Genomic DNA, 20,317 nt, shown 5'->3' with positions numbered 1-20,317 from the left:
CTTCTTCCTTGGCTGCCGGCCCAGCCACGAGCGGCCGGCGGGCCTTGGCGTGAAATGACAATTTTCCCAGACCGTCCCTCGCCTATCATCCGGCCCTCGCCCTCCACGGCATCAAACAGGTGAAACGGCTCATGAAGACCTCGCGACGCGCCGCTCTGATCGGCGGCCTCGGACTGCTCGCCGGCGCCGCGCTGACCCGTCCAGCCCGCGCCGAGTTCGGCGAGCTGGGAACCCTCGGCGAGGGCCTCGAGGATTTCTGGCTGGCGACCGACGCCTATATCTTCGGCTATCCGCTCGTGACCATGGAGATGACCCGGCGTGTCCTCACCAATGTGGCGGCGCCCGAGGGAACCCATGCGCCGATGGGCCAGATCATCAAGCTGCGCGAATATCCGGATGCGAGCTTCAAGGACGTAACAGCGCCCAACGCCGACACGCTCTACACCACCGCCTTCTTCGATGTCGGCCAGGAACCCTGGGTGCTCAGCATCCCCGACATGAAGGGCCGCTATGCGCTGATGCCGATGCTGGACGGCTGGACCAACGTGTTCCAGGTGCCCGGCAAGCGGACCACGGGAACGGGTGCGCAGACCTATGCCATCACCGGCCCGGGCTGGTCGGGCACGCTGCCGGCCGGCGTCAAGCAATACAAGTCGCCGACCGATATCGTCTGGCTGCTCGGCCGGATCTATTGCACCGGCACGCCGGAAGATTACGCCGCCGTGCATGCGCTCCAGGACGAGTTCAAGCTGGTGCCGCTGAGTTCCTACGGGAAGGACTACACGCCGCCGGTAGGAACCGTCGATCCCTCGATCGACATGAAGACGGCCGTGCGCGAGCAGGTCAACGCAATGGATGCCGACGCCTACTTCACGCTGCTGGCGCAATTGATGAAGCGCAATCCGCCGGCCGCGGCGGACGCGGCCGAGGTCGCCCGCTACGCCAGGATCGGCCTCGTCCCCGGCCAGGACTTCGATCCCGGCAAGCTCGATGCGGATTTCAAGAAGCGCATCCCCACGATCGCCTTCGACCGCATCATGCTCCAGTTCAAGGTCAACAAGGCCATCACCGCGATCAATGGCTGGATCTATACGACCAAAGGCGGGGTTTACGGCACGAACTATCTGCTGCGGGCCTTCGTCACCGCGATCGGGCTGGGCTGCAACCGGCCGCAGGATGCGATTTATCCGACCTCGATGAAGGACGCGGCGGGCGACGCCTATGACGGCGCCCATAAATACGTGATCCATTTCGCCAAGGGCCGGACGCCGCCGGCCAAGGGCTTCTGGTCGCTGACGATGTACAACAAGGACTATTTCTTCGTCGCCAATCCGATCAACCGCTATTCGATCAGCGCGCGGCAGGACCTGAAGAAGAATGCCGACGGATCGATCGACCTCTATCTGCAGAACGAAACGCCCGGCGCCGACAAGGAATCCAACTGGCTGCCGGCGCCGCCGGACAAGTTTATCCTGATGATGCGGCTCTATTGGCCGAGCGAGAAGGATCCCTCGATCATCGACGGCAGCTGGAAGCTGCCGCCGGTCAAGAAGGTGAGCTGACCCGCGGCTCCTGCGGCCGCGTCGGCTCGAGAGTGCAAGGAGGACCCGACCATGGGAAAGATGCAGGGATTGTGGATCGCGGCGCTCTGTCTGCTGCCGACCCTGGGGCTCGCCGCGGAGGCGCCCGACGAGAGCCAGCCGATCAGGGCCCGGTCGATCCTCGCCGACCAGGTCCGCGAGCAGGGCCATGCTTGCGGCAGCGCGATCGAGGCCCATCGCGATCCCGACCTGTCGCGGCCCGACCTGCCGGTCTGGATCTTGTCCTGCAGCAACGCGACCTATCGGATCACCGTCCGCCCCGACATGGCGGCCCGGATCGAGCGTATCGGCGGCTAGCGACGGGGCCTCACCGCCAATAGCCGGGCGTATAGGTCTGATTGCCGTTGACGTCGTTGCCCCATTGTCCGGGCACCCAGATCGGCGCCTGACCAGGGTCGTTGCTCTGCTGGCCGGGCTGCCAGCGGAAATGATTATCTTCCTTCTGCCAGCTCCCGAAATTCGAGGTGCCGGCGGTGGGCGGGCGCGCCGGCGCGGGCGGCGGGGCCATGCTCTGCGGCGCGGGCCCCGGCTGATAGGGCCTCACCACGAAATCGTCGGCCCGCGCGGCAGCGGCGCCGACGCTCAGAAGCAGCAGCGGCACGGCCAACCGCAACCCACGACGAAATCGGGACGTTGTCACGAAAGCAACGATGGCGGTTTGCTCCTTGTCAGCCGGAACGGCAACGCACACCAGAATAGATGCGGAGGCGCGGGCCCACGCTCAAGTGGGACATCCTGACACAACGTCGTGAGGCGCGATCCATTCTCGCTCGCAGCCACCCGCAGCGACGGCCTGCGCCACAGGCAGGCCTGGCATGAAGATCGCCCGCGAAGGCAGCGCTACTTCACCAGCGTGACGGGTACCCGCGCGAGGTGGATGAGCTGGGTCGCGACCGAGCCCAGCAGCAGGCCGCGCACGCCGCCGAGGCCGCGCGTGCCCATAACGATATGCTCGGCGCGCTTCTTCCTGCCCAGCCGGATCGCCGTCCCCGCGGTCGGGCCGATCTCGACATCGGCGCTGAACTTGACCTTGGCGGCCTTGCAGAGCGCGATTGCCTTCCGCAGCGCCTGGGCGCCTTCGCGCAAGACCCGTTGCTGCAGCAGGACCGGCGTGGAAGCACCGAGGTCGCCGAACTCGAGCGTGCCGGTGTTCTGCACATTGACGAGCGCGATCGCGGAGCCCGGGTCCTCGCGCGTCATCCGGATCGCGAGCCGCACCGCCCGCAGCGAAGGCGGCGAGCCGTCGACCGGGACCAGGATCTTCATGAGCGGTTCTCCCCTCGGGCAAAGCTGTTCGAGGAACAATCGATGGAAAGCGGCCGGGGAGTCAATCGCGCCGGGCGTTGCGACGCTTTAGCGGCCCCATCGCCCCACGGCGCCAGCATCATTTGACCAAGGTGACCGGCACCGTCGCGAGGTGAACGAGCTGGGTCGTCACCGAGCCCAGCAGCAGGCCGCGCACGCCGCCGAGACCGCGCGTTCCCATTACGATCTGGTCGGCCTTCTCCTTGCGCGCGATCCGCTCCACCGTTTCGGCGATCGCGCCCATCTCGTTGCGGGTGGAGAAGCGAATCTTCGCGGCCTTGGCCAGCGCGATCGCCTTGCGCAGCGCCCTCTCGCCGTTTCGCCGCGCGGCCTGGACCACCAGCGACGGGTCCAGGACGCCGATGTCGCTGGCGCCGAGCGCCACCATGTTCTGCACCGTGACCAGCAGGATCTCCGCGCTGCGCGCACCCTTGGCCATCGCGAGCGCATGCTTCACAGCGCGCAATGACGGGTCCGAGCCGTCGACGGGCACCACGATCTTCATGATTTTTGTCCCCTGGAGGCTTTGCGTGTCGCGCGAAGAGTCCTCCGATAGCGACCCGCGAGTCAACCGGCGGGGATGGCGCCGGGCCGGCCCTCAGATGCGGGCGGCGAGGAGGCGCGCGCGGCGCTGCTTCTCGAAATGGAACACGATCACGCCGCTGGCGCCCGCCGCGAAGAAGCACCAGACCGAGACGAAACCTTCCCAATAGAAGGCATAGGCGATCGCGCAGCCGGCGAAGACGATGGCGCCCAGGATCACCACCGTCCGCTGCGAGGAGGCCAGCAGAGGGAGACTGACCGCCGCGATATAGCCGGCGGCGACCAGGATGTGCTGGCGCGTCTGCGTCACATAGATGATATGGCCGCCGCGAATGAGCGCGCCATGCGGCAGCGCCAGGATCGTCCAGAGCAGATAGGCGGCGACGCAGGTGCCCGCGGCGAGCCCGACCGCCATGGGGCGGCGGCGGGCCGCACTGGGCTCGATCAGGAACACGGCCAACGGCGCATAGACCGGCCAGAACACGTTCGAGAACAGCAGATAGACGAGGGTCAGGCCGGTCGAGATGGCGCCTTCGGGCGCCAGCGGCAGCTGCAGCCAGAGCAGCCCCTCGGTCGCCTGTTGCAGGGCGAAGAGGAGGGGCGCGGCCGCCAGGGGCAGCTCCCGCGGGTTCCGCGCCCGGGTGAGCGTCACGACGCCGATGGCGCCGATGATGCCGGCGGCGGTGAAACTCGCGGTGGCCGAGAAGCACATCGGGACCGACGCTGCGCGCTTCCTCCGGCCAAGTCGAGGTGAATCAAGGCTTCCCGTGCCGTGCCGGCGGCCCGACGCCATAAACCGGTTCGGCAATGGTCCTTTACCAATCGCCCGTCTCGCCTTAACCGGAACGATAGTAAAACTTTATCCATGAGCATCCGGCTGGAGCGCCGCCCGGCCCCAAAGGCGGCCCGGACGCCGGGACATCGCCCCCCGGCGCCGCAGGCCGGGCGCCGGCGCCATCTCGAATATTCCTCTAGGTCAATCTGCGCGCTATGGTTAGGGCGGCATCCGTACGGTCGAATTCAAACAAAGGTCGTCGGGCGAACGAATTCCGCGCATGCCGCCGCCCGAAAACGAACGAAACAAAAATTCGTAATGACGGGGAGAACGGACCATGGAGACCAAACGCGATATCGAGAAATTCATCGACGAGATCAAATACGGGCGCATGACGCGCCGCAAATTCGCCCGCGCCATGGCTTCGGTGGGCCTGGCCGTGGCGATCATGCCGACGGGACGCACCCGGGCGCTCGCCGACGACAGCGTGCCGACCGTCTTCACCTGGAGCGGCTATGACGCTCCCGAGATGCACGGCGAGTTCGACAAGAAGTACGGCAAGGCCCCCAACTTCTCGATCTGGGGCGACGAGGAGGAAGCGGAGTCGAAGATGCGCTCGGGCTTCCATCCCGAGATGGTCATGCCCTGCTCCTACAAGGTCAACAAGTGGAACGACCTCGGTTTCCTGAGACCGATCGACACCGCGCGGCTCGAGCACTGGCCCGAGATCATTCCCGCGCTCGACAACGTGCCGGACACGGTCATCGGCGGCAAACGCATGTGGGTCCCCGCCTGGTGGGGCCTCACCTCGGTGACCTTCCGCACCGACCTCGCGCCCGAATATGTGCCGGCCGACAAGCACACCTGGGGCATCCTCTGGGACGAGAAGTACAAGGGCCGGCTCTCCATGATCGACAGCCTGATCGACGGCGTCATGGCGGCGGCGATCTATTCGGGCGCCAAGGATCCGTTCAACATGACGGATGCCGAGGTGGCGAAACTCAAGGAACTCATGATCAAGCAGCGTCCGCTGCTGCGTTTCTATACCAACGACAACACCGGCTGGCAGCAGGCGCTCGCCAGCGGCGAGCTCGTGGCCGCGGATTCCTGGAACGACACCATCCTCAACCTCTCCAAGCAGGGCATTCCCTCCATGTTCATGATCCCCAAGGAGGGGCCCATGACCTGGACCTGCGGCATCGCCATGACCGCCTGGGTGAAGCCCGAGATGGAGAACATGGTCTACGACCTGGTCAACGCCTATCTCAGCGTCGACACCGGCATCTACTGGGTCAACACGTTCGGCATGGGTCATTCGAACAAGAACGTCTATTCGCATCTCTCGGCCGACGAGCTCACCAAGCGCGGCCTCACGCCGGGCGACATCGACGCCTACATCAAGGCAGGCCATTTCCAGGCCACGATCAAGAACGAGCCGGTGCTTCAGGCCATGTATGAGGAGGTCAAGGCCGGTATCTAGCGGCGATGGCAGGGCAACATCCGGCGGCTTCGTCGCCGCCGGATGACGGCCAGCCCGAAGTGGAAATCGATTGTTCCATTTGACGCCCGGGGAGACGCGCCACGATGGTCAGCGCATCCGAGACCCTGCCTTCCCATGCCATGCCGCCGCTGCCGGCCGGGCAGCGGCTGCGCGCCTGGCTCTATCGCAACGAAGCCGTCCGCGGCTATCTGCTGCTGTCGCCCACTCTGCTGGTGATGGTGGGGCTGATGGTCCTGCCGCTGCTCGGCATGCTCGCGATGTCCTTCTTCACCCAGAAATATGTGACGATCGACTACAGCTTCACGCTCGACAATTACTGGACGATCTTCGAGCCTTCCTCCACGCCCGCCTATTTCCTCGGCATTCCCTTCTATCTCCACAAGCCGATCTATCTCCTGCTGCTGTTCAAATCGATCCTGATCTCGCTGGCCTCGACCGCCGCGGTCGTGCTGCTGGCCTATCCCATGGCCTATTTCCTGGCCTTCCGGGTGACGAAGCACAAGATGGCCTGGCTGATCCTGATCACGGTGCCCTTCTGGACCAGCTACCTGCTCCGCGTCTTCGCCTGGAAGATCATCCTCGGCTATAACGGCGTCATCAATTCGGGACTGGTCAGCCTGGGGATCATCGACAAGCCGCTCGAGTTCCTGCTCTACAATCCCTTCGCGGTCATCATCACGCTGGCCCATGCCTGGGCCGCGGTCGCGATCCTGCCGATCTATGTCTCGCTCGAGAAGATCGACCGCTCGCTGCTCGAGGCCGCGACCGATCTCGGCGACAGCCGGCTGGAACGCTTCCTGCGCATCACCCTGCCGCTCTCGCTCCCCGGCACGATCGCCGCCAGCCTGCTGGTCTTCATCCCGACGGTCGGCGACTACATCACGCCGACGCTGGTCGGCGGCACCAGCGGCATCATGATCGGCAATGTGGTGCAGTCGCTCTTCAGCAAGGGCAACAACGCGCCGCTCGCCGCCGCCGTCTCGGTGGTGTCGATGATGACGATCACGATCATGGTCTGCATCTTCCTCTGGTCGGTGGGCCGGTCCCGCATGACGCGCCGGGAGATCTGAACCGATGATGAAGCGCAACGCCCATACCGATCCGATGATCGGCTATGCCATCTTCTATCTCGTCTTCCTCTACGGGCCGGTGCTGCTGCTGCCGCTGTTCTCCTTCAACGACAGCATCTTCGTCGCCTTCCCGCTGAAAGGGTTCACCTTCCAGTGGTACGTCGCGATGGCCACCAACGACGCGCTGATCCAGGCCCTGACCAACAGCCTGAAGGTGGGAATCTCAGCCTCCGTCATCAGCACGATCCTCGGCATCCTTGCGGCCAAGGCCATGACCCGCTATCGCCTTCCGGGCCGCGGGCCCGTGAGCGGCCTGATCCTGCTGCCGCTGGTCATTCCCAGCATCATCCTCGGCATCGCGCTCCTGGTGCTGGCGCTCAATGTCTTCAAGATCGAGCCGTCGCTCTACACCATCGTCGCCGGCCATGTGCTGATCTGCGTGCCCTTCGCCATGCTGGTGATGATGTCCCGCCTCGAGGGCTTCGACAGGAATCTGGAAGAGGCCTCGGCCGATCTCGGCGAGAACGGGTGGCAGACCTTCTGGCGCGTCACCTTCCCGCTCGCCATGCCCGGGATCGTGGCGAGCCTGCTGCTCTGCTTCACTACCTCCTTCGACGAGTTCCTGCTGGCCTTCTTCCTCGCCGGCAACGAGGCGACGCTGCCGCTCTTCATCTTCAGCCAGCTGCGCCTGCCCAACCAGCTGCCGAGCGTGCTGGCGCTGGGCTCCTGCATCCTCGGCGTCTCGTTCCTGGTCGTGTTCCTGTCCGAGCGGACGCGGCGCGTGGGCCTGCAGAGGAAACCGACGGCAACCGCCGAGGCGGCGTCCTGAGCGCGAGCGACGGGGTGCCGGCACGCCACCGCGCCGTCGCGATCGCGCTCGCCGCTCTCGCGACCGGTCTTTTCACGCTGGCCGCTCCCGCCGACACGCCCTCCACGACCGTCCACATCGGCTTACGGACCCCGGTCCGCATCGCCCTGCGGAACCCGGCCGACAGCCCGGCCGAGAGCGCCGCCACCATCGGCTTCGAGAAGGAGCTCGCGAACGATCTCTGCGCGCGCATGGCGGTGAACTGCGAGATCGTTTCCGGGAGGGGTGACGCCAGCGTCGCGGGGTTGCTGGCATGGCGCGCCGACATGCTGATGGCCTGGCTGCCCGTAACCCAGGCGCAGAAACAGACGATCGATTTCGGCGCCGCCTACGCGCTTGAGCGGCATGGGCTGGCCGTGCTCGATCCCGGGCCGCTCGCGAACCTGCTCGGCACCGGCAAGGTGTTGTCGCTGACCGGGACCCCGCAGGACGCGCAGACGGCGGTCGCCGATCTGCGCGGCGCCCTCGCGGGAAATACCGTGGGCGCGCTGGCGGGGAGCGCCGACCTCGCCTTCCTGCAAAGCCAGTTCGCCGAGGTCAGGACCCGGGCCTATCCCACCGCCGAAGCGATGATGCGGGATCTGGCGGCGGGCCGCCTCGACGCCGTGATGGGATCGGCCACCTGGCTACAGGCGATGCTGGCGTTGCCGGGCGACAAAAAGCTGGCGCTGAGCGGCCCGCAATTCGCCGAAGACGAACGCTTCGGCTTCGGCATTGCCGCCGGGTTCCGGAAATCGGACACAACGCTGCGCAACTTCTTCGACCGCGCGATCTCGACCGCGATCGGCGACGGCACCCTCGAGCGCCTGTCGTTGAAATGGTTCAAGACCGACCTCGCGCCGAAGCGCTGCTTCTGCAAGCCGTTCTGAGGGGAGAGGTCTCGATTCCGTAGAGCCTGTCATGCCTGGACTTGATCCACGGCTGTCCGGTTGGCGGCATTGAAGGAGAATCTCGTTGCTCTGCTTTCTTCCCCTCCCCCCTTGAGGGGGAGGCTGGGGTGGGGGGTGGCCACAAACTCGATGTTCGCCAAGCTCGTGTGGCTCAAGGCTCCGTCATCATCGCGTTCTTCGATCACCCCCCACCCTAACCTCCCCCTCAAGGGGGGAGGGGACAAGATGACGTGGTGAAAGGCAGAGACGTTGAAGGGGTGGACTCAGTTTCGGAGTCTCGTGTCCCGAACGAGGCCAGATGCGCATTCTGCGTTCCAAGTCCGCGCTCTAAACAATCTCGGAGAAACCTCAACCGGACAGCCGTGGGTCAAGCCCGGCGATGACAGAAGGAAGCGCGGGGAGGGGATCAGAGGCGGACAGGCGCTGCGCGGGAGAGCCGTTCTACGGCACCAGCGGCGGTTCCTGGTCGGTGGGGATGCCGGCGAGATGCCGGAAGATGGCTATGGTACGGGTCAGATAGGACTCGTCCTGGTTGCCGATCACCATGGCGCCTTCATGCATCACGGTGAGGGCGTAATAGCCCCAGCGGCCCGGGCCGATCTTCTCGAGGAAGTAGGTCGACTGGATGTCGCCGGAATCGAACAGGGTGAAGACCAGGGCCGTGATCGGGCTGACATTCCCGATCTTCACGACCAGGCGGTCGGGCCCGGCCTCGGCGACCTGCATGCGATAGACGACTGGCTTGGAGCTCCGGTTGTCGGCGCGCAGGAAGTAGAAATCGGTGCCGCTCTTCAGTTCCGCCAGCGTGAAGTCGGGCCGGCGCTGTTGGTGCTCGAAACCCTCCAGCGCCGTGGAGTCGGTGATGAAGGTCTCCCAGCGCCGATCCGAGGCCGACCAGTAGCGGATCCCCTTCCAGTCCGACGCCGCGCCGAAACGTGCCAGCAGCTCGTCGCCGCCGCCGTCGAACGCGAAGGTTCCCGAGAGCGCGGTCACAAGGTTCAGATCCATCGGGGGCCAGCCGAAGCAGGCCGGCGGCCGCCAGTCCCCGAGATCGCGGGAGTGCCAGATCCGGGCTTTCGGCGGATCGGCGAAGGCGGCGGCATCGGACGCCGCGCCCGTCGCGCAGGGCGGCGCCGGGAGGGACCCCGCCGCGGCAAAGGCCGGCACCCCGAACCCGACAGCCGCCAGCGCCATCACCGCCGGCAGCAGGACCCCGAGCCAGAAGCCCCGCCGCGCGCGCTGCCCGCCGCTCACCGCCAATGTCCGGGCGTCCAGATCCATACGGTCTTGCTCTCGTCCTGGGCCCAGGTTCCCGGCACCCAGGTGGAGCCGCGATAGGGCCGCTCGACATAATGGCCGCCGAGCCAGACGAACTCCTGGCCGGTCCAGTGCCAGTGGCCGGGATCCCAGACGAAATAGCCGGCCGGGCCCTGCGGGATTGGCGCTGCCGTCTCGGCCTGCGGGGCCGGCGGCGCGTTGGGGGTCGAGATCGTGGTATCGACCGGCGGCAGCGTCCAGCCGGGATATTGGATGCCGGGGCCGATCCAGGGGAAATTGGGATCGCAGGCGCTTAGTCCCAGCAGGAGGGGCAGCGCCAGCAGCAGCGGCCGCGCCAGAAGGCCGGCGCGACCGGAAATGGCCGGAAGGCCGGCACGGCCGGAAATAGATTGCCCGCCGGGCATGGCGGTTTTGAACAAAGACATAGCAAGATCCTTCCTTGACGGGAAAAATGGCGCCCCACATTTGAAAAGATGTGGGGCCGTCGGGCCCGCTCAAGGGCACCGCCCACAATAACGCAGCGAGCCGCCGACCGGTTCTCCTGGGTCCTGACCACCATCACGGCATCTCCGGCCCGTCGGCGGCCTCGGGAGGCGCCAGACCGGGGCCACGACACCGGAAGGAGGAGGCGTCATTGCGTACCAGCGACAGGGGGCATGCCGGCCACAGGGGAATGACGCGGACGGAACGCGCCGTACAGAACAATTCGATCGCGGCGGGGCTGCTGGGCGCCCTGCTCGTCCTCGCCCCCACCCTCGCCCTCGCCGACGATGCGGCCGATCCCAACGGACCCGAGGCGCCGGCGACCATTCTCGCCGGCCAGATCCGCCAGCAGGGCCATCCTTGCGACAAGTCGCTGAGCGCCAGCCGCGATCCGACCCTCTCGACGGCGCATCAGCCGGTTTGGATCCTGGTCTGCAGCAACGCGACCTACCAGATCAGCGTGCGCGCCGACCAGGCGGCGTCGGTCGAGGTCATCGGCGGCGGGCAGTAACGGCCGCGCCGCCGACGCCAACGATCGCGGGGGGGGCGGCGTCAGCCCAGCAGCGCCACTTTGCCCGACGCCAGATCGTAATAGGCGGCCACGACCTTGAGCTTGCCGCCCTTGATCGCCTCGGCGATGACGGGTGAGGATTCCTTCAACAGCCTGGCCTGGATCTCCGCATTGGCCTGGATGGTTTTCACGAGATCACCGCCGGCCGCGTCCACCGCCGGGCGGATATAGCGATAGAGCGAGCTGATCTGGCCCGGCACGGCCTTGGCCGTGATCGCGGCCTTGGCCGCGCCGCAGGAGGAGTGTCCCAGCACCATCAGCACGCGCGTGCCCAGCACCGCCACGCCATATTCGATGCTGCCGATGATCTCCGAGGTCGCGATGTTGCCGGCGACGCGGTTGACGAAGACATGGCCGATGCTCTGGTCGAACAGCAGCTCGACCGGCACCCGCGAATCGGCGCAGGACAGCACCGAGGCGAAGGGCTCCTGCTTGTCGACCGTATTGGCCTGCAGGATCGCCAGATCCTCCTTGTCGGAGGTCATCTTGCGGCTGATGAAGCGCTGGTTGCCGTCCATCAGCGCCTGCAGCGCTTCGTCGGGCGACATCGTGCTTTGCGCCAATGCGGTGCGGGGCGCGGCCATCTCGACGCCGGCGCCGAGCAGCAAGCCGGCGGCACCGGCGGCCATGCCGGAGCGCAGGAGACCGCGGCGGGAGAGATACAGCGCGTTGCGTTCGCTCTTGGACAGGCTGTCGCTGGTCTCAGGATGACCAAGACAATGTTCCTGGCAGAGGCAGCCCAGCGGATTGGCATCCGGGCGTGTCGAGACGATCATCTGGAAGTTCCCCGTAAGTGTCCGCGTCATCATACAGTGGGCGTCGGAGCCTGAGATTGATCCTCCCCGCTCGTTCCGGCAAGGCGGCACTCTTGCCACCCAAAGGTATGCACCGCTCGAAGCCGAGGCTCCGTGGACCATTTCCGCCGGCCAAGTCTATAAGCTTGGTCAAGAGTGCGACAAGGCCGTCAGCGCCAGCGTTGCAAACTCGGGGTTGATAACGGCCGGATTGGGCCTTGGTACACTGAAACGCGACCCACGGGATCGGTGAGCACGCGATCGGGCAGCAACAGGGGAGGATGATTTGGGGCAGCAGAGAGATTTGTCTCGCCCAACGTCGAAGGGTCGAAAGCGTAAGGCTAACGGCTTGTATCAGGTGGAAGAAAGCGCTCAAAAGTGACCAAGGAACAAGGGACTTCACGTTTCTGGGAGTTGGCAGAGCAAGCTAAACTGCTGCAAGAAGAGATCCGTCTGCTTCTGCCATCGTTGGCGGAGGCGCGCCGTAAGTATTCTCGCTCGAAAAGCGACGTCGATCGCATCGAGTTGGAGCGCATCCAAAATTTTGCCGGCGAGCTTTTAGCCACAAACAATGCCGTGGGTCGCGAACTCGAGCAAGCAAGTGGGCTATCTGAAGAGATTCTAAGGGCGATCGAAACGCAAAATCTCCCAGGTGATGGAGAGAATCGACTTCTGAGAGGAGACCTTATCGAACAACGGGTAGCTGTTACAGGCATCGTCGAAACGCATCTTGCCGAGGCGATCGACGCGGTTACTCGTTTGGTCCCATCTGGGTGGCTTCAGCACGATAGCGAAATTAGCCATAGGATAGATAGGCTAATAGATGGCAGCGACTGCCTTTCGCTTGTGAAAGGTCTTCGTTCAGATAGCGAATTCCCCCACCTCCACCGGCTCCGTCAAATGATACGAGTTTCCAAGGATTATCAGGACGAAGAACTTGCATACGATCACTTCGCGGGCGCAACGGTAGTTCCGCAGTTAGTTCAGTTAGGGACGCGCCTAAAGAATCTCAACGATGTTGGTGGCGATGTTTCGCTTAGAGTTCGTAGATTATGGGAAGGAGCGACGGAGAGCACCGACGCAAATGTCTTTGAATTATTGGTAGCTGCGGGATGCGCGGAATACGGACGCAAGGTCGAATTCTTACCGGAGACTCACGAAAGATCACCAGACATTCGATGCCATGACCCATACCCGATGGTAATCGAATGCAAGCGCAAGCGCGTGCTGTCGAACTACGAGATCGATGAAGAAGCTTCGATGCGAAGACTATTCAGTCAATTGGAAATAGAGTCAAACAAGCGAGGCCTCTATGGTCGCTTCGACTTACATCTCAAAGTTGAGAGCAATGCGATTCCTAGCAATGATATAGTTGCGGGCTTGATAAGCCAGAGATTGGCCCCTCATCCCGATCGACCGCTCGATTATCCATGGGGGAGCGTTGCGTATCATCAACTTCCCTATCGGATGAGTCTTCCCGAAGTTACTCGGCTCTATAGCCCGAACATGCTCAAGGCAGCTTTTGGGTGGAATTCTGATCTACCCGAATGGGACGGAATTGTGTGTCGTGTTGATAATGGCCGAGAGGCATCCGTTGGCGAAATAAGGAGGCCGATTGCTCTGGCTTGGAGCAACGTTGCTGATGCTGCCGTCAAGAAGAGGGCATGGAGTCCCTTGGATCTTTTTGGCGACGCAATGGGCCAAATACCTCCCGGCGAATTCGGGATCATCTATCTGGCATATCATGAAGGCGCGAGGGAGGAGATTGCTAATCGTCGAATCCAAAATTTCCTTGATCGCATGCCAGAATGGGAGCACTCCGCTTCAATCCGTGTGCCCATTTCGTTTCTTGTGCGCCTTTACCCCCGGCCGCTTGATCATGGAAGCCCTGACTTGATCGAGAGTACGCTGCGACTCTGCAGCGATATTTATGGCGAACCGGCGCTATTCGAAGACTTCCCAAACACCATTTTCACCAGAGCCCCGCAGAAAGTGAACTAACGGCAAGAAGCGCGCTGCAGTCAATTCGCTCAGTTCGAAATCTTCGATAGTCCGCCAGTTCCCACGGGTCTTTTTATCCGAGTCTCTCTTTGTTTCGATCACGAAGGCCCCAAAACTCCTCAGCTGCATCGCCAAAACTAAGGGCCCCGGCTCGAATTAAAGATTTGCGAAGCTCATCAGCCCCAAGGCCCCGGAACCGCTTGTGGATTGCGTCAAATGATCTCAGTTGCCATCTTTCATCCGAAAGCAATTCTAGAAGCGCCGCTTCAGTGGAAAATTCGAACTTCAACTCCGCGCGAAGGCGGTCTTTCTGAAGCGAGAAACTTACAATCGAAGTCACTGTTGCCACGCCGATTGCGACTACACCGGACACAAGAGCCGCGATAATTGTTGGGTCAGTTGGCATAGGTTCGCACCCCAAATTTATGCCTGGACGCCGTTAATGTTGCCACATGAATGGAAGACAATCTGGAGCATTGACCTCGTATCTAACCGTGATTCTGCATTTCTGATTTTGCCAGCATCGCCGTCAAAAGGGCGCTTTCACCAGGTAGGTCACCCCGATGGAGGACAGCAAGAAGACAATTACAAAGCAGTTCCCACGCCTCGCGCCATTCCTCATCTCCAATCTTCTTTAGGTTTCCATGAGCGGCATTGCTGCGATGAGTATAGCTGCGCTTCGCAGCTTCGTAGACCACACTTGGGGATGCTATGGGCGATACGAGTTCGGCCAATAATAAAGAAATGCGAAACGAAACCTCGGCGCGCACATTGGGAAACAACGACTCCATTCCAGTCCAGAGGTGCAGCAGCGAAGATCCCAGCTGCGTAATCTGCGGAGCGGCTGTCAAAGCAAAACGAACTGCGGCCAACTCAGGGTGCTTCTGTTCTAAGGACCTCGCTTGTTGAGCTTGCCACGCTGCTCTGTGTGCGATCTCAGCAGTCACAGGCTTCGACTCGCGTGCAACAAGCGTCATCAATGACAGCTCGTAAGGCCAGACCTCCACACTTGAGCTTGCCGAGACAATGCCACTTCTCATTCCCTCCGGTAATTTGGATATTAACAGATCGGAATCCCTGGAGTTGATACCGGCGTAGTGATTGAAGCTATGTGAGGCGACGAAGGGAATAATGAACGGGCTCACGCCGTTTATGTAGAGCATCGCCCTGAAACGCTCTATGCGCGACATCGCATCCTCTCTAGACGATGCTGCTGTTATCTCTATCTCAAGATGGGTTGGGCCGCTGAGAAAGACATCCATCAGCTGATACGGCAGATGCAGCTTATGTCTGGTTGCGAGCGTAGCCAGATCGAAAGTGCTGACTTCCCATGCGCGCCGATGTAGGCGATATCCTTGGACATTAATCGATAACTCATCGAAACCAGGCAAGACTGAAACGCAGGGCACGAAGTAGCTCGTATGTTCGACCGTACTCTCCATCGAGTTGGCCTTTCCTATTGCCGTGTCATTCTAAGCGGCGGGTTGAGAATAGGTATCTACATATCTGAGCAGTTGCCGCTCCGGAGTGTGCTTGTTCTTCAATGGACCCTGATACAATTTCATAATGATCACTATATACTACGAAGATGCGCCGCTAACCCCTTCTCCACACATCCCCGCGAGACTACATCTCCATCATGATCCCGACCCTGCCCCTGCCCGACCGGACCGTACTGCTTGATGGCGGCATGGGGCGCGAGCTGCGCAATCGCGGGGTGCCGATCCTCGACACCATCTGGTCGGCCAACGGGCTGATCGTGGCGCCCGACACGGTGCGCCGGGTGCATGAGGACTACATCGCGGCCGGGGCCGAGATCATCACGACCAACAGCTACGGGATCATCCGCGCCGAGCTCGCCAAGGAAGGGATCGAGCATCGCTGCGCCGAGCTCAACCACATCGCGGGCGCGCTGGCCCAGGAGGCGCGCGACCGGTCGGGGCGCAAGGTCTTCATCGCGGGCTCCCTACCGCCGCTTCGCGGCAGCTACCGGCCCGACCGGGTCGGGAGCTTCGCCGAGATCGAGCCGCTCTATGAGGAGCAGGCGTCGCTGCTCGCCCCCTATTGCGACGTGATGCTGTGCGAGACCATGTCGAGCGCTTCCGAGGCGGTAGCGGCCGCCACCGCCGCCGCCATGACGGGCCTGCCGGTCTGGGTGAGCTGGACGCTGCACGAGGACAATTCGGGGCGCCTGCGCTCGGGCGAGACCGTGACGGAGGCCGCCAGGGCGATCGCGCATCTGCCGGTCTCGGCCTTCCTCGTCAATTGCTGCAGCCCGGAGAGCATCACCGCCGCCATGCCCGCGCTGGCGCGGCTTCCGGGCGGGATCGTGGGCGGCTATGCCAACGCCTTCCGGCCGGTGCCGCCCGACTGGGACATGGAGCGCGACGGGCTTCTCGCCTTGCGCGACGACCTCGATCCGGAGTCCTATGCGGAACATGCGGGCCATTGGCATGACGCCGGCGCCAGGATCGTCGGCGGCTGCTGCGGCACCGGGCCGGCGCATATCGCGCGGCTCAAGGCCCTGACGGAGACGAAACGATGAGTGCCCCGACCAAGCGCCCGACCATCGGCGTGACGCTCGATTCCGAGGAGCCGGGCGGCTACTCCAAATTCCCCTGGTATGCCGCGCGGCAGAACTATGCCGACGCGGTGGTGAAGGCGGGCGGGCTGCCCCTCTTCCTGCCGCATGAGCCCGACCAGGTGGAGGAGTATCTGGCCCTCATCGACGGCCTCGTCGTCACCGGCGGCGCCTTCGACATCGATCCGGCGCTGTTCGGCGCGGCCGAGAAGCATCCGACGGTCAAGCTCAAGGGCCGGCGCACCCAGTTCGAATGGAAGATCACCCAGCGCGCGATCGAGAGCGACCTCCCCGTGCTCGGCATCTGCGGCGGGCAGCAATTGCTCAACGTCGTGCTGGGCGGCACCCTGATCCAGCATATCCCCGACGAGGTCGAGGCGCCGCTCGCCCATGAGCAGCCCAACCCGCGCGACGAGCCGGGCCACAGCGTCACGGTCGAGAAGGGCACGCTGCTCCACAAGATCACCGGCGCCGCCTCGCTCGAGGTCAACAGCGCCCACCACCAGGCCGCCAAGGCCGTGGGGCCGGGCGTCAGGATCAACGCCACCGCCGAGGACGGCGTGATCGAAGGCATCGAGGACCCGCGCCACCGCTTCGTTCTCGGCGTGCAGTGGCATCCGGAGTTCTCGATCAGCAGCGGCGACGAGAAGATCTTCCGGGCGTTCATCGAGGCGGCACGGTAGGAACGGACGCGCTGACGCGCGACTCTTTCTTCCTCCCTCGCCTTCTTCCTTCACCTCCCCCGAGGCGGGCTTCGCCCGCGACTCTTAAAGACTGCCGGCGAAGCCGGCGGGAGGGGGAAGCTGGGGTGGGGGGTGGCCGCGGGCGCGATCCCGGCCGTTTCTGTCGTCGGACGCTGCGGCAGGATGGGGCGCGCACCGCCCTTCCGCAGGCGCTATGCTGCGATGGCTGGCCTTCGCTTCGCCCTTTCTTGAGGCGACCCCCCACCCTAACCTCCCCCTCAAGGGGGGAGGGGCTTTCATTCCGAGTGATTGATGAACGAGTCCGACATCGACGAGCCCGACGCCGAGAAGCCCGACTTTCCGCCCGACGACCCTGCCCCCGCTCCCCTGTCTTCATCGACCAAGGCGGGCGAGCGGATCGCCAAGCGCCTCGCCCGTGCCGGGCTCTGCTCGCGGCGCGATGCGGAGCGCTGGATCGCGGAGGGGCGGGTCACGGTCGACGGGCACCGGCTCTCGAGCCCGGCCCTCAACGTCACCGACGCGTCGCGCATCCTGGTCGACGGCAAGCCGATCCCGGTCAAGACGCCGACCCGGCTCTGGCGCTATCACAAGCCGCGCGGGCTCCTCACCACCAACCGCGACCCCGAGGGAAGGCGCACCATCTTCGACGAGCTGCCGGAGGCGCTGCCGCGCGTCATCACCATCGGGCGGCTCGACTACAATTCCGAGGGGCTGCTGCTGCTGACCAACGACGGCGAGCTCGCGCGCAAGCTGGAGCTGCCCTCGACCGCCTGGGCGCGGCGCTATCGCGTGCGCGTCAATGGCGATGTCGATCCGGCGGCGCTCGGCAGCCTCGCCAACGGCATCACCATCGACGGCGTGCGCTACGGCGCCATCGGGGCGCAGCTCGACCGCCAGCAGGGCGACAATGCCTGGATCACCATGTCGCTGACCGAGGGCAAGAACCGCGAGGTGCGGCGCATCTGCGAGCATATGGGCTGGCAGGTGAGCCGCCTCATCCGCATCGCCTATGGCCCGTTCCAGCTCGGGCTGCTCGAGCCCGGCGGCGTCGAGGAAGTCTCGCCGCGCGTGGTCAAGGAGCAGATGGGCGAGGGCACCGGCGGCGCCGCGACCGCGGCCGAGAAGCGCCGCCTGCGCGAGGAGACCCATGACGAGAAGCGCCGGCTGAAGCGCGAGGAGACCCAGGGGCAGGCGCCGAAGAAGTTGCGGCCCGGCAAACGCGACCGCGACGCCAAATATGCGGGGGCGCGGACCGGCAACACGCGCGGCGGCGGCGCCCCCGGCCGGCGCGAGGAGCGCGGCGCGCCGACGCCGCGCGACGGAAAGTCCTTCGCGAAACCGGCCCAGCCTTCTACCAACCCCGACCGTCCCTTCGAGCCGCGCGACCGCGACGCGCGCGGCAAGCGCGGCGAGCGCCGCCTCGAGAAGATCGAGGAGAATTTCGAGACGCGCGAGGCGCGCTCCTTCGCGAAACGCGACCATCGTCCCGCGGCGGCCAAGCCCGGCTATGCCCAGACCGGCCCCGGATTCGAGAAGCGCGAGCCGCGCCAGGGCAGCTTCGGTCTTCCTTCGTCGCGAAACCGCGAGGACGGAAAGGCGGGCGCGGGCCACGGAAAGACCGGCAAGCCGGAGCGCGACGCGGCGAGATCGGATCGCCCCCAGGTCAAACGCGACGCCGTTCGATCCGAGACGCGCCCCGAGCGCCCCGCGCCGCGCGATGCCAAAGCGAAGCGGCCGATGGATGACAGAGCTGCGAAGCGACCGACGGACGACAGAGCCGCGAAGCGGCCGGCGGGCGAGAAACATTTCAAGAAGGACCGCCGCGGCAAGCCCGGCGGCGGTGCCGGCGCGAAGCCGGGCCATGCGCATCGTCGCCGGCCGTCTTAGGGGCCGCGCGCTGGCGGCGCCCGAGGGCGACGCCATCCGCCCGACCTCCGACCGCGCGCGCCAGTCGCTCTTCAACATCCTCGAGCATGGCGCGCCGGCCAAGGCCGGCCTCGTCATCCGCGACGCGATCGTGCTCGACGTCTTCTGCGGCACCGGCGCCCTCGGCCTCGAGGCGCTGTCGCGCGGCGCCGCCAAGGCGATCCTGATCGACAACGACGCCGCCGCCATCACGCTGGCGCGCGGCAACGCGATGGCGCTGGGCGAGATCGCGCGGGTGAGCCTTCGCCAGGTGGACGCGACCAAACCCGGCGCCGCGCCGGCCGCCGCGGCGCTGGCCTTCCTCGACCCGCCCTACGGCAAGGGCCTGGCGGCGCCGGCCCTGGCCGCCCTCGCCCGCCAGGGCTGGCTGGCACCGGGCGCCATCGCCGTGGTCGAGACCGCGACGGTCGAAGACCTCGCCCCGCCCGAAGGCTTCACCGCGCTGGACGAACGCCGCTACGGCAAGGCGAAGCTGACGTTCTTGAAGTATCGCGACTAGCGGCCACCCCTCCCCCTACCCCCTAAGTCAATGTGATCGCTTCGCTCAACTTCTAAGCTTCGAGCGAGTTTTACGCTAACCACGCCCCCTTCCCTTGCGGGAGGGGGTAGGGGGAGGGGTAAGCAGTCAGGTCGCGTCAGCGGCCTTCCGCATTCCGCTTTCCGCATGAACATTATTTGTCCCCGCGCCGCTTGACCGGGCTGGTGGCGGGACACTAGCCTCGCCCCGGGATTCGAGTTGGGGGACGTCATCATCATGGCCAGGCTGGGTCGGCTGCTCGCCGTCGGGTTGAGCGTGGCGTTGCTCGCCCTGGCCCTGCCCGGCCTCGCCCGCCCGGCGCGGGCCAGCGAGCAGCTCTTCGTCGCCATCCCCAGCAGCTGGGACGAAGCCTGGCGCCACGAGGATTCCACCCAGACCATCGTGGAGTATCTGCAGAAGGGCCAGTCGGTCACCGACTGGACCGACATGGTCACGGTCCAGGAGTTCCCCGGGGCCCAGCTCGATCCCGGGCATTATCTCGACCGGGTGGTCGCGGCCTTCGGCGCCGGCTGCCAGGCGACCCGGCATGAGGGCCCGCGCTCGAGCGGGGAGAACGGCTATCTCGTGGCGCTCGCCTATGTCGAGTGCAAGGGCCCCGATCCGGGCAAGGCCGCACCGGGCGTCGTGCTCAAGAACATCGAGTTCCTGGCGATCAAGGCGATCCAGGGCCAGAAGGCGCTCCATGTGGTGCAGCGCGCCTGGCATGGCGACGACGAAACCCAGCATCCGCTGCAGCAGGCGAACGCCAAGGACTGGGTCTCGGTGGTGCGCGACGCCGAGCTCTGCGATCTCGCCGACTCCGCCCGCACCTGCCGCACCATCGGGCGCACGGGCGGGCTGCAGTAGCGCGAGGTCGGTGCTGTCGAGACTTCTCTCTCAACATCACAC

The 20,317-nt window shown here is 64.8% G+C and carries 21 protein-coding genes; 13 read left to right on the top strand and 8 right to left on the bottom strand.

Annotation, left to right across the window (positions count from 1 at the left end; genetic code table 11):
• Positions 1-131 precede the first annotated feature (131 nt).
• Together FRZ44_RS03670 and FRZ44_RS03665 are read left to right on the top strand one after the other, a co-directional pair.
• The gene (locus tag FRZ44_RS03670) at positions 132-1,562 is read left to right on the top strand and encodes a DUF1254 domain-containing protein (RefSeq protein ID WP_151175895.1); all 1,431 of its coding nucleotides are present in this window, start codon (positions 132-134) and stop codon (positions 1,560-1,562) included.
• 51 nt (positions 1,563-1,613) lie between these two features.
• The gene (locus FRZ44_RS03665; RefSeq protein ID WP_151175894.1) at positions 1,614-1,898 is read left to right on the top strand and encodes a hypothetical protein; all 285 of its coding nucleotides are present in this window, start codon (positions 1,614-1,616) and stop codon (positions 1,896-1,898) included.
• Between the two features lie 10 nt (positions 1,899-1,908).
• Here the strand turns inward: FRZ44_RS03665 and FRZ44_RS03660 are convergent, their stop codons facing one another.
• The 4 genes from FRZ44_RS03660 to FRZ44_RS03645 form a co-directional block, all read right to left on the bottom strand.
• A complete protein-coding gene (locus tag FRZ44_RS03660) occupies positions 1,909-2,202 on the bottom strand; it encodes a hypothetical protein (RefSeq protein WP_151175893.1) in 294 nt (97 codons plus the stop codon).
• Between the two features lie 239 nt (positions 2,203-2,441).
• Positions 2,442-2,867, bottom strand: coding sequence for a universal stress protein (locus tag FRZ44_RS03655; RefSeq protein WP_151175892.1), 426 nt, complete (start codon positions 2,865-2,867; stop codon positions 2,442-2,444).
• A 118-nt stretch (positions 2,868-2,985) separates the two neighbouring features.
• Positions 2,986-3,411, bottom strand: coding sequence for a universal stress protein (locus FRZ44_RS03650; RefSeq protein WP_151175891.1), 426 nt, complete (start codon positions 3,409-3,411; stop codon positions 2,986-2,988).
• Between the two features lie 93 nt (positions 3,412-3,504).
• Positions 3,505-4,161, bottom strand: a complete 657-nt coding sequence (locus tag FRZ44_RS03645; protein WP_151175890.1) for a DUF6629 family protein — start codon at positions 4,159-4,161, stop codon at positions 3,505-3,507.
• 400 nt (positions 4,162-4,561) lie between these two features.
• Here FRZ44_RS03645 and FRZ44_RS03640 point away from each other — a divergent pair, with 400 nt between their 5' ends.
• From FRZ44_RS03640 to FRZ44_RS03625, 4 genes are all read left to right on the top strand, one after another.
• Positions 4,562-5,704 carry an ABC transporter substrate-binding protein gene (locus tag FRZ44_RS03640; protein WP_151175889.1) on the top strand — a complete coding sequence of 381 codons (1,143 nt, stop codon included), beginning with the start codon at positions 4,562-4,564 and terminating at the stop codon, positions 5,702-5,704.
• A 104-nt stretch (positions 5,705-5,808) separates the two neighbouring features.
• Positions 5,809-6,795 carry an ABC transporter permease gene (locus FRZ44_RS03635; RefSeq protein WP_151175888.1) on the top strand — a complete coding sequence of 329 codons (987 nt, stop codon included), beginning with the start codon at positions 5,809-5,811 and terminating at the stop codon, positions 6,793-6,795.
• A gap of 4 nt (positions 6,796-6,799) precedes the next feature.
• On the top strand, positions 6,800-7,624 hold the full coding sequence (locus tag FRZ44_RS03630; RefSeq protein WP_151175887.1) for an ABC transporter permease: 825 nt from the start codon (positions 6,800-6,802) through the stop codon (positions 7,622-7,624).
• A 14-nt stretch (positions 7,625-7,638) separates the two neighbouring features.
• Positions 7,639-8,532, top strand: a complete 894-nt coding sequence (locus FRZ44_RS03625) for a transporter substrate-binding domain-containing protein (RefSeq protein ID WP_191908398.1) — start codon at positions 7,639-7,641, stop codon at positions 8,530-8,532.
• 462 nt (positions 8,533-8,994) lie between these two features.
• Here the strand turns inward: FRZ44_RS03625 and FRZ44_RS03620 are convergent, their stop codons facing one another.
• Positions 8,995-9,834 carry a DUF6675 family protein gene (locus tag FRZ44_RS03620; RefSeq protein WP_151175885.1) on the bottom strand — a complete coding sequence of 280 codons (840 nt, stop codon included), beginning with the start codon at positions 9,832-9,834 and terminating at the stop codon, positions 8,995-8,997.
• The gene (locus FRZ44_RS03615; RefSeq protein ID WP_225308537.1) at positions 9,804-10,256 is read right to left on the bottom strand and encodes a hypothetical protein; all 453 of its coding nucleotides are present in this window, start codon (positions 10,254-10,256) and stop codon (positions 9,804-9,806) included. Before FRZ44_RS03615 ends, FRZ44_RS03620 begins: the two co-directional genes overlap by 31 nt.
• A 248-nt stretch (positions 10,257-10,504) precedes the next feature.
• On the opposite strand from FRZ44_RS03615, the gene FRZ44_RS03610 reads away from it, so the two are divergent.
• Positions 10,505-10,825, top strand: coding sequence for a hypothetical protein (locus FRZ44_RS03610; RefSeq protein ID WP_151175884.1), 321 nt, complete (start codon positions 10,505-10,507; stop codon positions 10,823-10,825).
• A 41-nt stretch (positions 10,826-10,866) separates the two neighbouring features.
• Here FRZ44_RS03610 and FRZ44_RS03605 read toward each other — a convergent pair whose 3' ends face one another.
• The gene (locus FRZ44_RS03605) at positions 10,867-11,661 is read right to left on the bottom strand and encodes a carbonic anhydrase (protein ID WP_225308536.1); all 795 of its coding nucleotides are present in this window, start codon (positions 11,659-11,661) and stop codon (positions 10,867-10,869) included.
• Positions 11,662-12,057: 396 nt separating this feature from the next.
• Here FRZ44_RS03605 and FRZ44_RS03600 point away from each other — a divergent pair, with 396 nt between their 5' ends.
• Positions 12,058-13,680, top strand: a complete 1,623-nt coding sequence (locus FRZ44_RS03600; protein ID WP_151175883.1) for a hypothetical protein — start codon at positions 12,058-12,060, stop codon at positions 13,678-13,680.
• Positions 13,681-14,168: 488 nt separating this feature from the next.
• Here the strand turns inward: FRZ44_RS03600 and FRZ44_RS03595 are convergent, their stop codons facing one another.
• On the bottom strand, positions 14,169-15,122 hold the full coding sequence (locus tag FRZ44_RS03595) for a hypothetical protein (RefSeq protein WP_151175882.1): 954 nt from the start codon (positions 15,120-15,122) through the stop codon (positions 14,169-14,171).
• Between the two features lie 197 nt (positions 15,123-15,319).
• Here FRZ44_RS03595 and FRZ44_RS03590 point away from each other — a divergent pair, with 197 nt between their 5' ends.
• The 5 genes from FRZ44_RS03590 (at position 15,320) to FRZ44_RS03570 (ending at position 20,275) form a co-directional block, all read left to right on the top strand.
• Entirely contained in the window at positions 15,320-16,225 is a 906-nt protein-coding gene (locus tag FRZ44_RS03590; protein WP_151175881.1) for a homocysteine S-methyltransferase family protein, read from the top strand.
• Positions 16,222-16,944: a gamma-glutamyl-gamma-aminobutyrate hydrolase family protein gene (locus FRZ44_RS03585; protein ID WP_151175880.1), complete on the top strand. Its 723-nt coding sequence runs from the start codon at positions 16,222-16,224 to the stop codon at positions 16,942-16,944. The genes FRZ44_RS03590 and FRZ44_RS03585 overlap by 4 nt, the downstream gene beginning before the upstream one ends.
• Positions 16,945-17,256: 312 nt before the next feature.
• Positions 17,257-18,852, top strand: coding sequence for a pseudouridine synthase (locus FRZ44_RS03580; protein WP_151175879.1), 1,596 nt, complete (start codon positions 17,257-17,259; stop codon positions 18,850-18,852).
• On the top strand, positions 18,827-19,390 hold the full coding sequence (gene rsmD, locus FRZ44_RS03575) for a 16S rRNA (guanine(966)-N(2))-methyltransferase RsmD (protein ID WP_151175878.1): 564 nt from the start codon (positions 18,827-18,829) through the stop codon (positions 19,388-19,390). The genes FRZ44_RS03580 and rsmD overlap by 26 nt, the downstream gene beginning before the upstream one ends.
• A 255-nt stretch (positions 19,391-19,645) precedes the next feature.
• Positions 19,646-20,275 carry a hypothetical protein gene (locus FRZ44_RS03570; protein ID WP_151175877.1) on the top strand — a complete coding sequence of 210 codons (630 nt, stop codon included), beginning with the start codon at positions 19,646-19,648 and terminating at the stop codon, positions 20,273-20,275.
• Positions 20,276-20,317: the final 42 nt, after the last annotated feature.

It is taken from the genome of Hypericibacter terrae (assembly GCF_008728855.1).
GTDB lineage: Bacteria > Pseudomonadota > Alphaproteobacteria > Dongiales > Dongiaceae > Hypericibacter > Hypericibacter terrae.
Note: the sequence above shows the minus strand (reverse complement) of the source record. Positions and strands in the feature narration are given on the sequence as shown.

What these genes read in the sequence shown, in the direction of transcription:
- FRZ44_RS03670 (WP_151175895.1), top strand. Translation starts at nt 132, where the DNA reads ATGAAGACCTCGCGACGCGCCGCTCTGATCGGCGGCCTCGGACTGCTC.
- FRZ44_RS03665 (WP_151175894.1), top strand. Translation starts at nt 1,614, where the DNA reads ATGGGAAAGATGCAGGGATTGTGGATCGCGGCGCTCTGTCTGCTGCCG.
- FRZ44_RS03655 (WP_151175892.1), bottom strand. Translation starts at nt 2,867, where the DNA reads ATGAAGATCCTGGTCCCGGTCGACGGCTCGCCGCCTTCGCTGCGGGCG.
- FRZ44_RS03650 (WP_151175891.1), bottom strand. Translation starts at nt 3,411, where the DNA reads ATGAAGATCGTGGTGCCCGTCGACGGCTCGGACCCGTCATTGCGCGCT.
- FRZ44_RS03645 (WP_151175890.1), bottom strand. Translation starts at nt 4,161, where the DNA reads ATGTGCTTCTCGGCCACCGCGAGTTTCACCGCCGCCGGCATCATCGGC.
- FRZ44_RS03640 (WP_151175889.1), top strand. Translation starts at nt 4,562, where the DNA reads ATGGAGACCAAACGCGATATCGAGAAATTCATCGACGAGATCAAATAC.
- FRZ44_RS03635 (WP_151175888.1), top strand. Translation starts at nt 5,809, where the DNA reads ATGGTCAGCGCATCCGAGACCCTGCCTTCCCATGCCATGCCGCCGCTG.
- FRZ44_RS03630 (WP_151175887.1), top strand. Translation starts at nt 6,800, where the DNA reads ATGATGAAGCGCAACGCCCATACCGATCCGATGATCGGCTATGCCATC.
- FRZ44_RS03620 (WP_151175885.1), bottom strand. Translation starts at nt 9,834, where the DNA reads ATGGATCTGGACGCCCGGACATTGGCGGTGAGCGGCGGGCAGCGCGCG.
- FRZ44_RS03615 (WP_225308537.1), bottom strand. Translation starts at nt 10,256, where the DNA reads ATGTCTTTGTTCAAAACCGCCATGCCCGGCGGGCAATCTATTTCCGGC.
- FRZ44_RS03610 (WP_151175884.1), top strand. Translation starts at nt 10,505, where the DNA reads ATGACGCGGACGGAACGCGCCGTACAGAACAATTCGATCGCGGCGGGG.
- FRZ44_RS03605 (WP_225308536.1), bottom strand. Translation starts at nt 11,661, where the DNA reads ATGATCGTCTCGACACGCCCGGATGCCAATCCGCTGGGCTGCCTCTGC.
- FRZ44_RS03595 (WP_151175882.1), bottom strand. Translation starts at nt 15,122, where the DNA reads ATGGAGAGTACGGTCGAACATACGAGCTACTTCGTGCCCTGCGTTTCA.
- FRZ44_RS03590 (WP_151175881.1), top strand. Translation starts at nt 15,320, where the DNA reads ATGATCCCGACCCTGCCCCTGCCCGACCGGACCGTACTGCTTGATGGC.
- FRZ44_RS03585 (WP_151175880.1), top strand. Translation starts at nt 16,222, where the DNA reads ATGAGTGCCCCGACCAAGCGCCCGACCATCGGCGTGACGCTCGATTCC.
- FRZ44_RS03580 (WP_151175879.1), top strand. Translation starts at nt 17,257, where the DNA reads ATGAACGAGTCCGACATCGACGAGCCCGACGCCGAGAAGCCCGACTTT.
- rsmD (WP_151175878.1), top strand. Translation starts at nt 18,827, where the DNA reads ATGCGCATCGTCGCCGGCCGTCTTAGGGGCCGCGCGCTGGCGGCGCCC.
- FRZ44_RS03570 (WP_151175877.1), top strand. Translation starts at nt 19,646, where the DNA reads ATGGCCAGGCTGGGTCGGCTGCTCGCCGTCGGGTTGAGCGTGGCGTTG.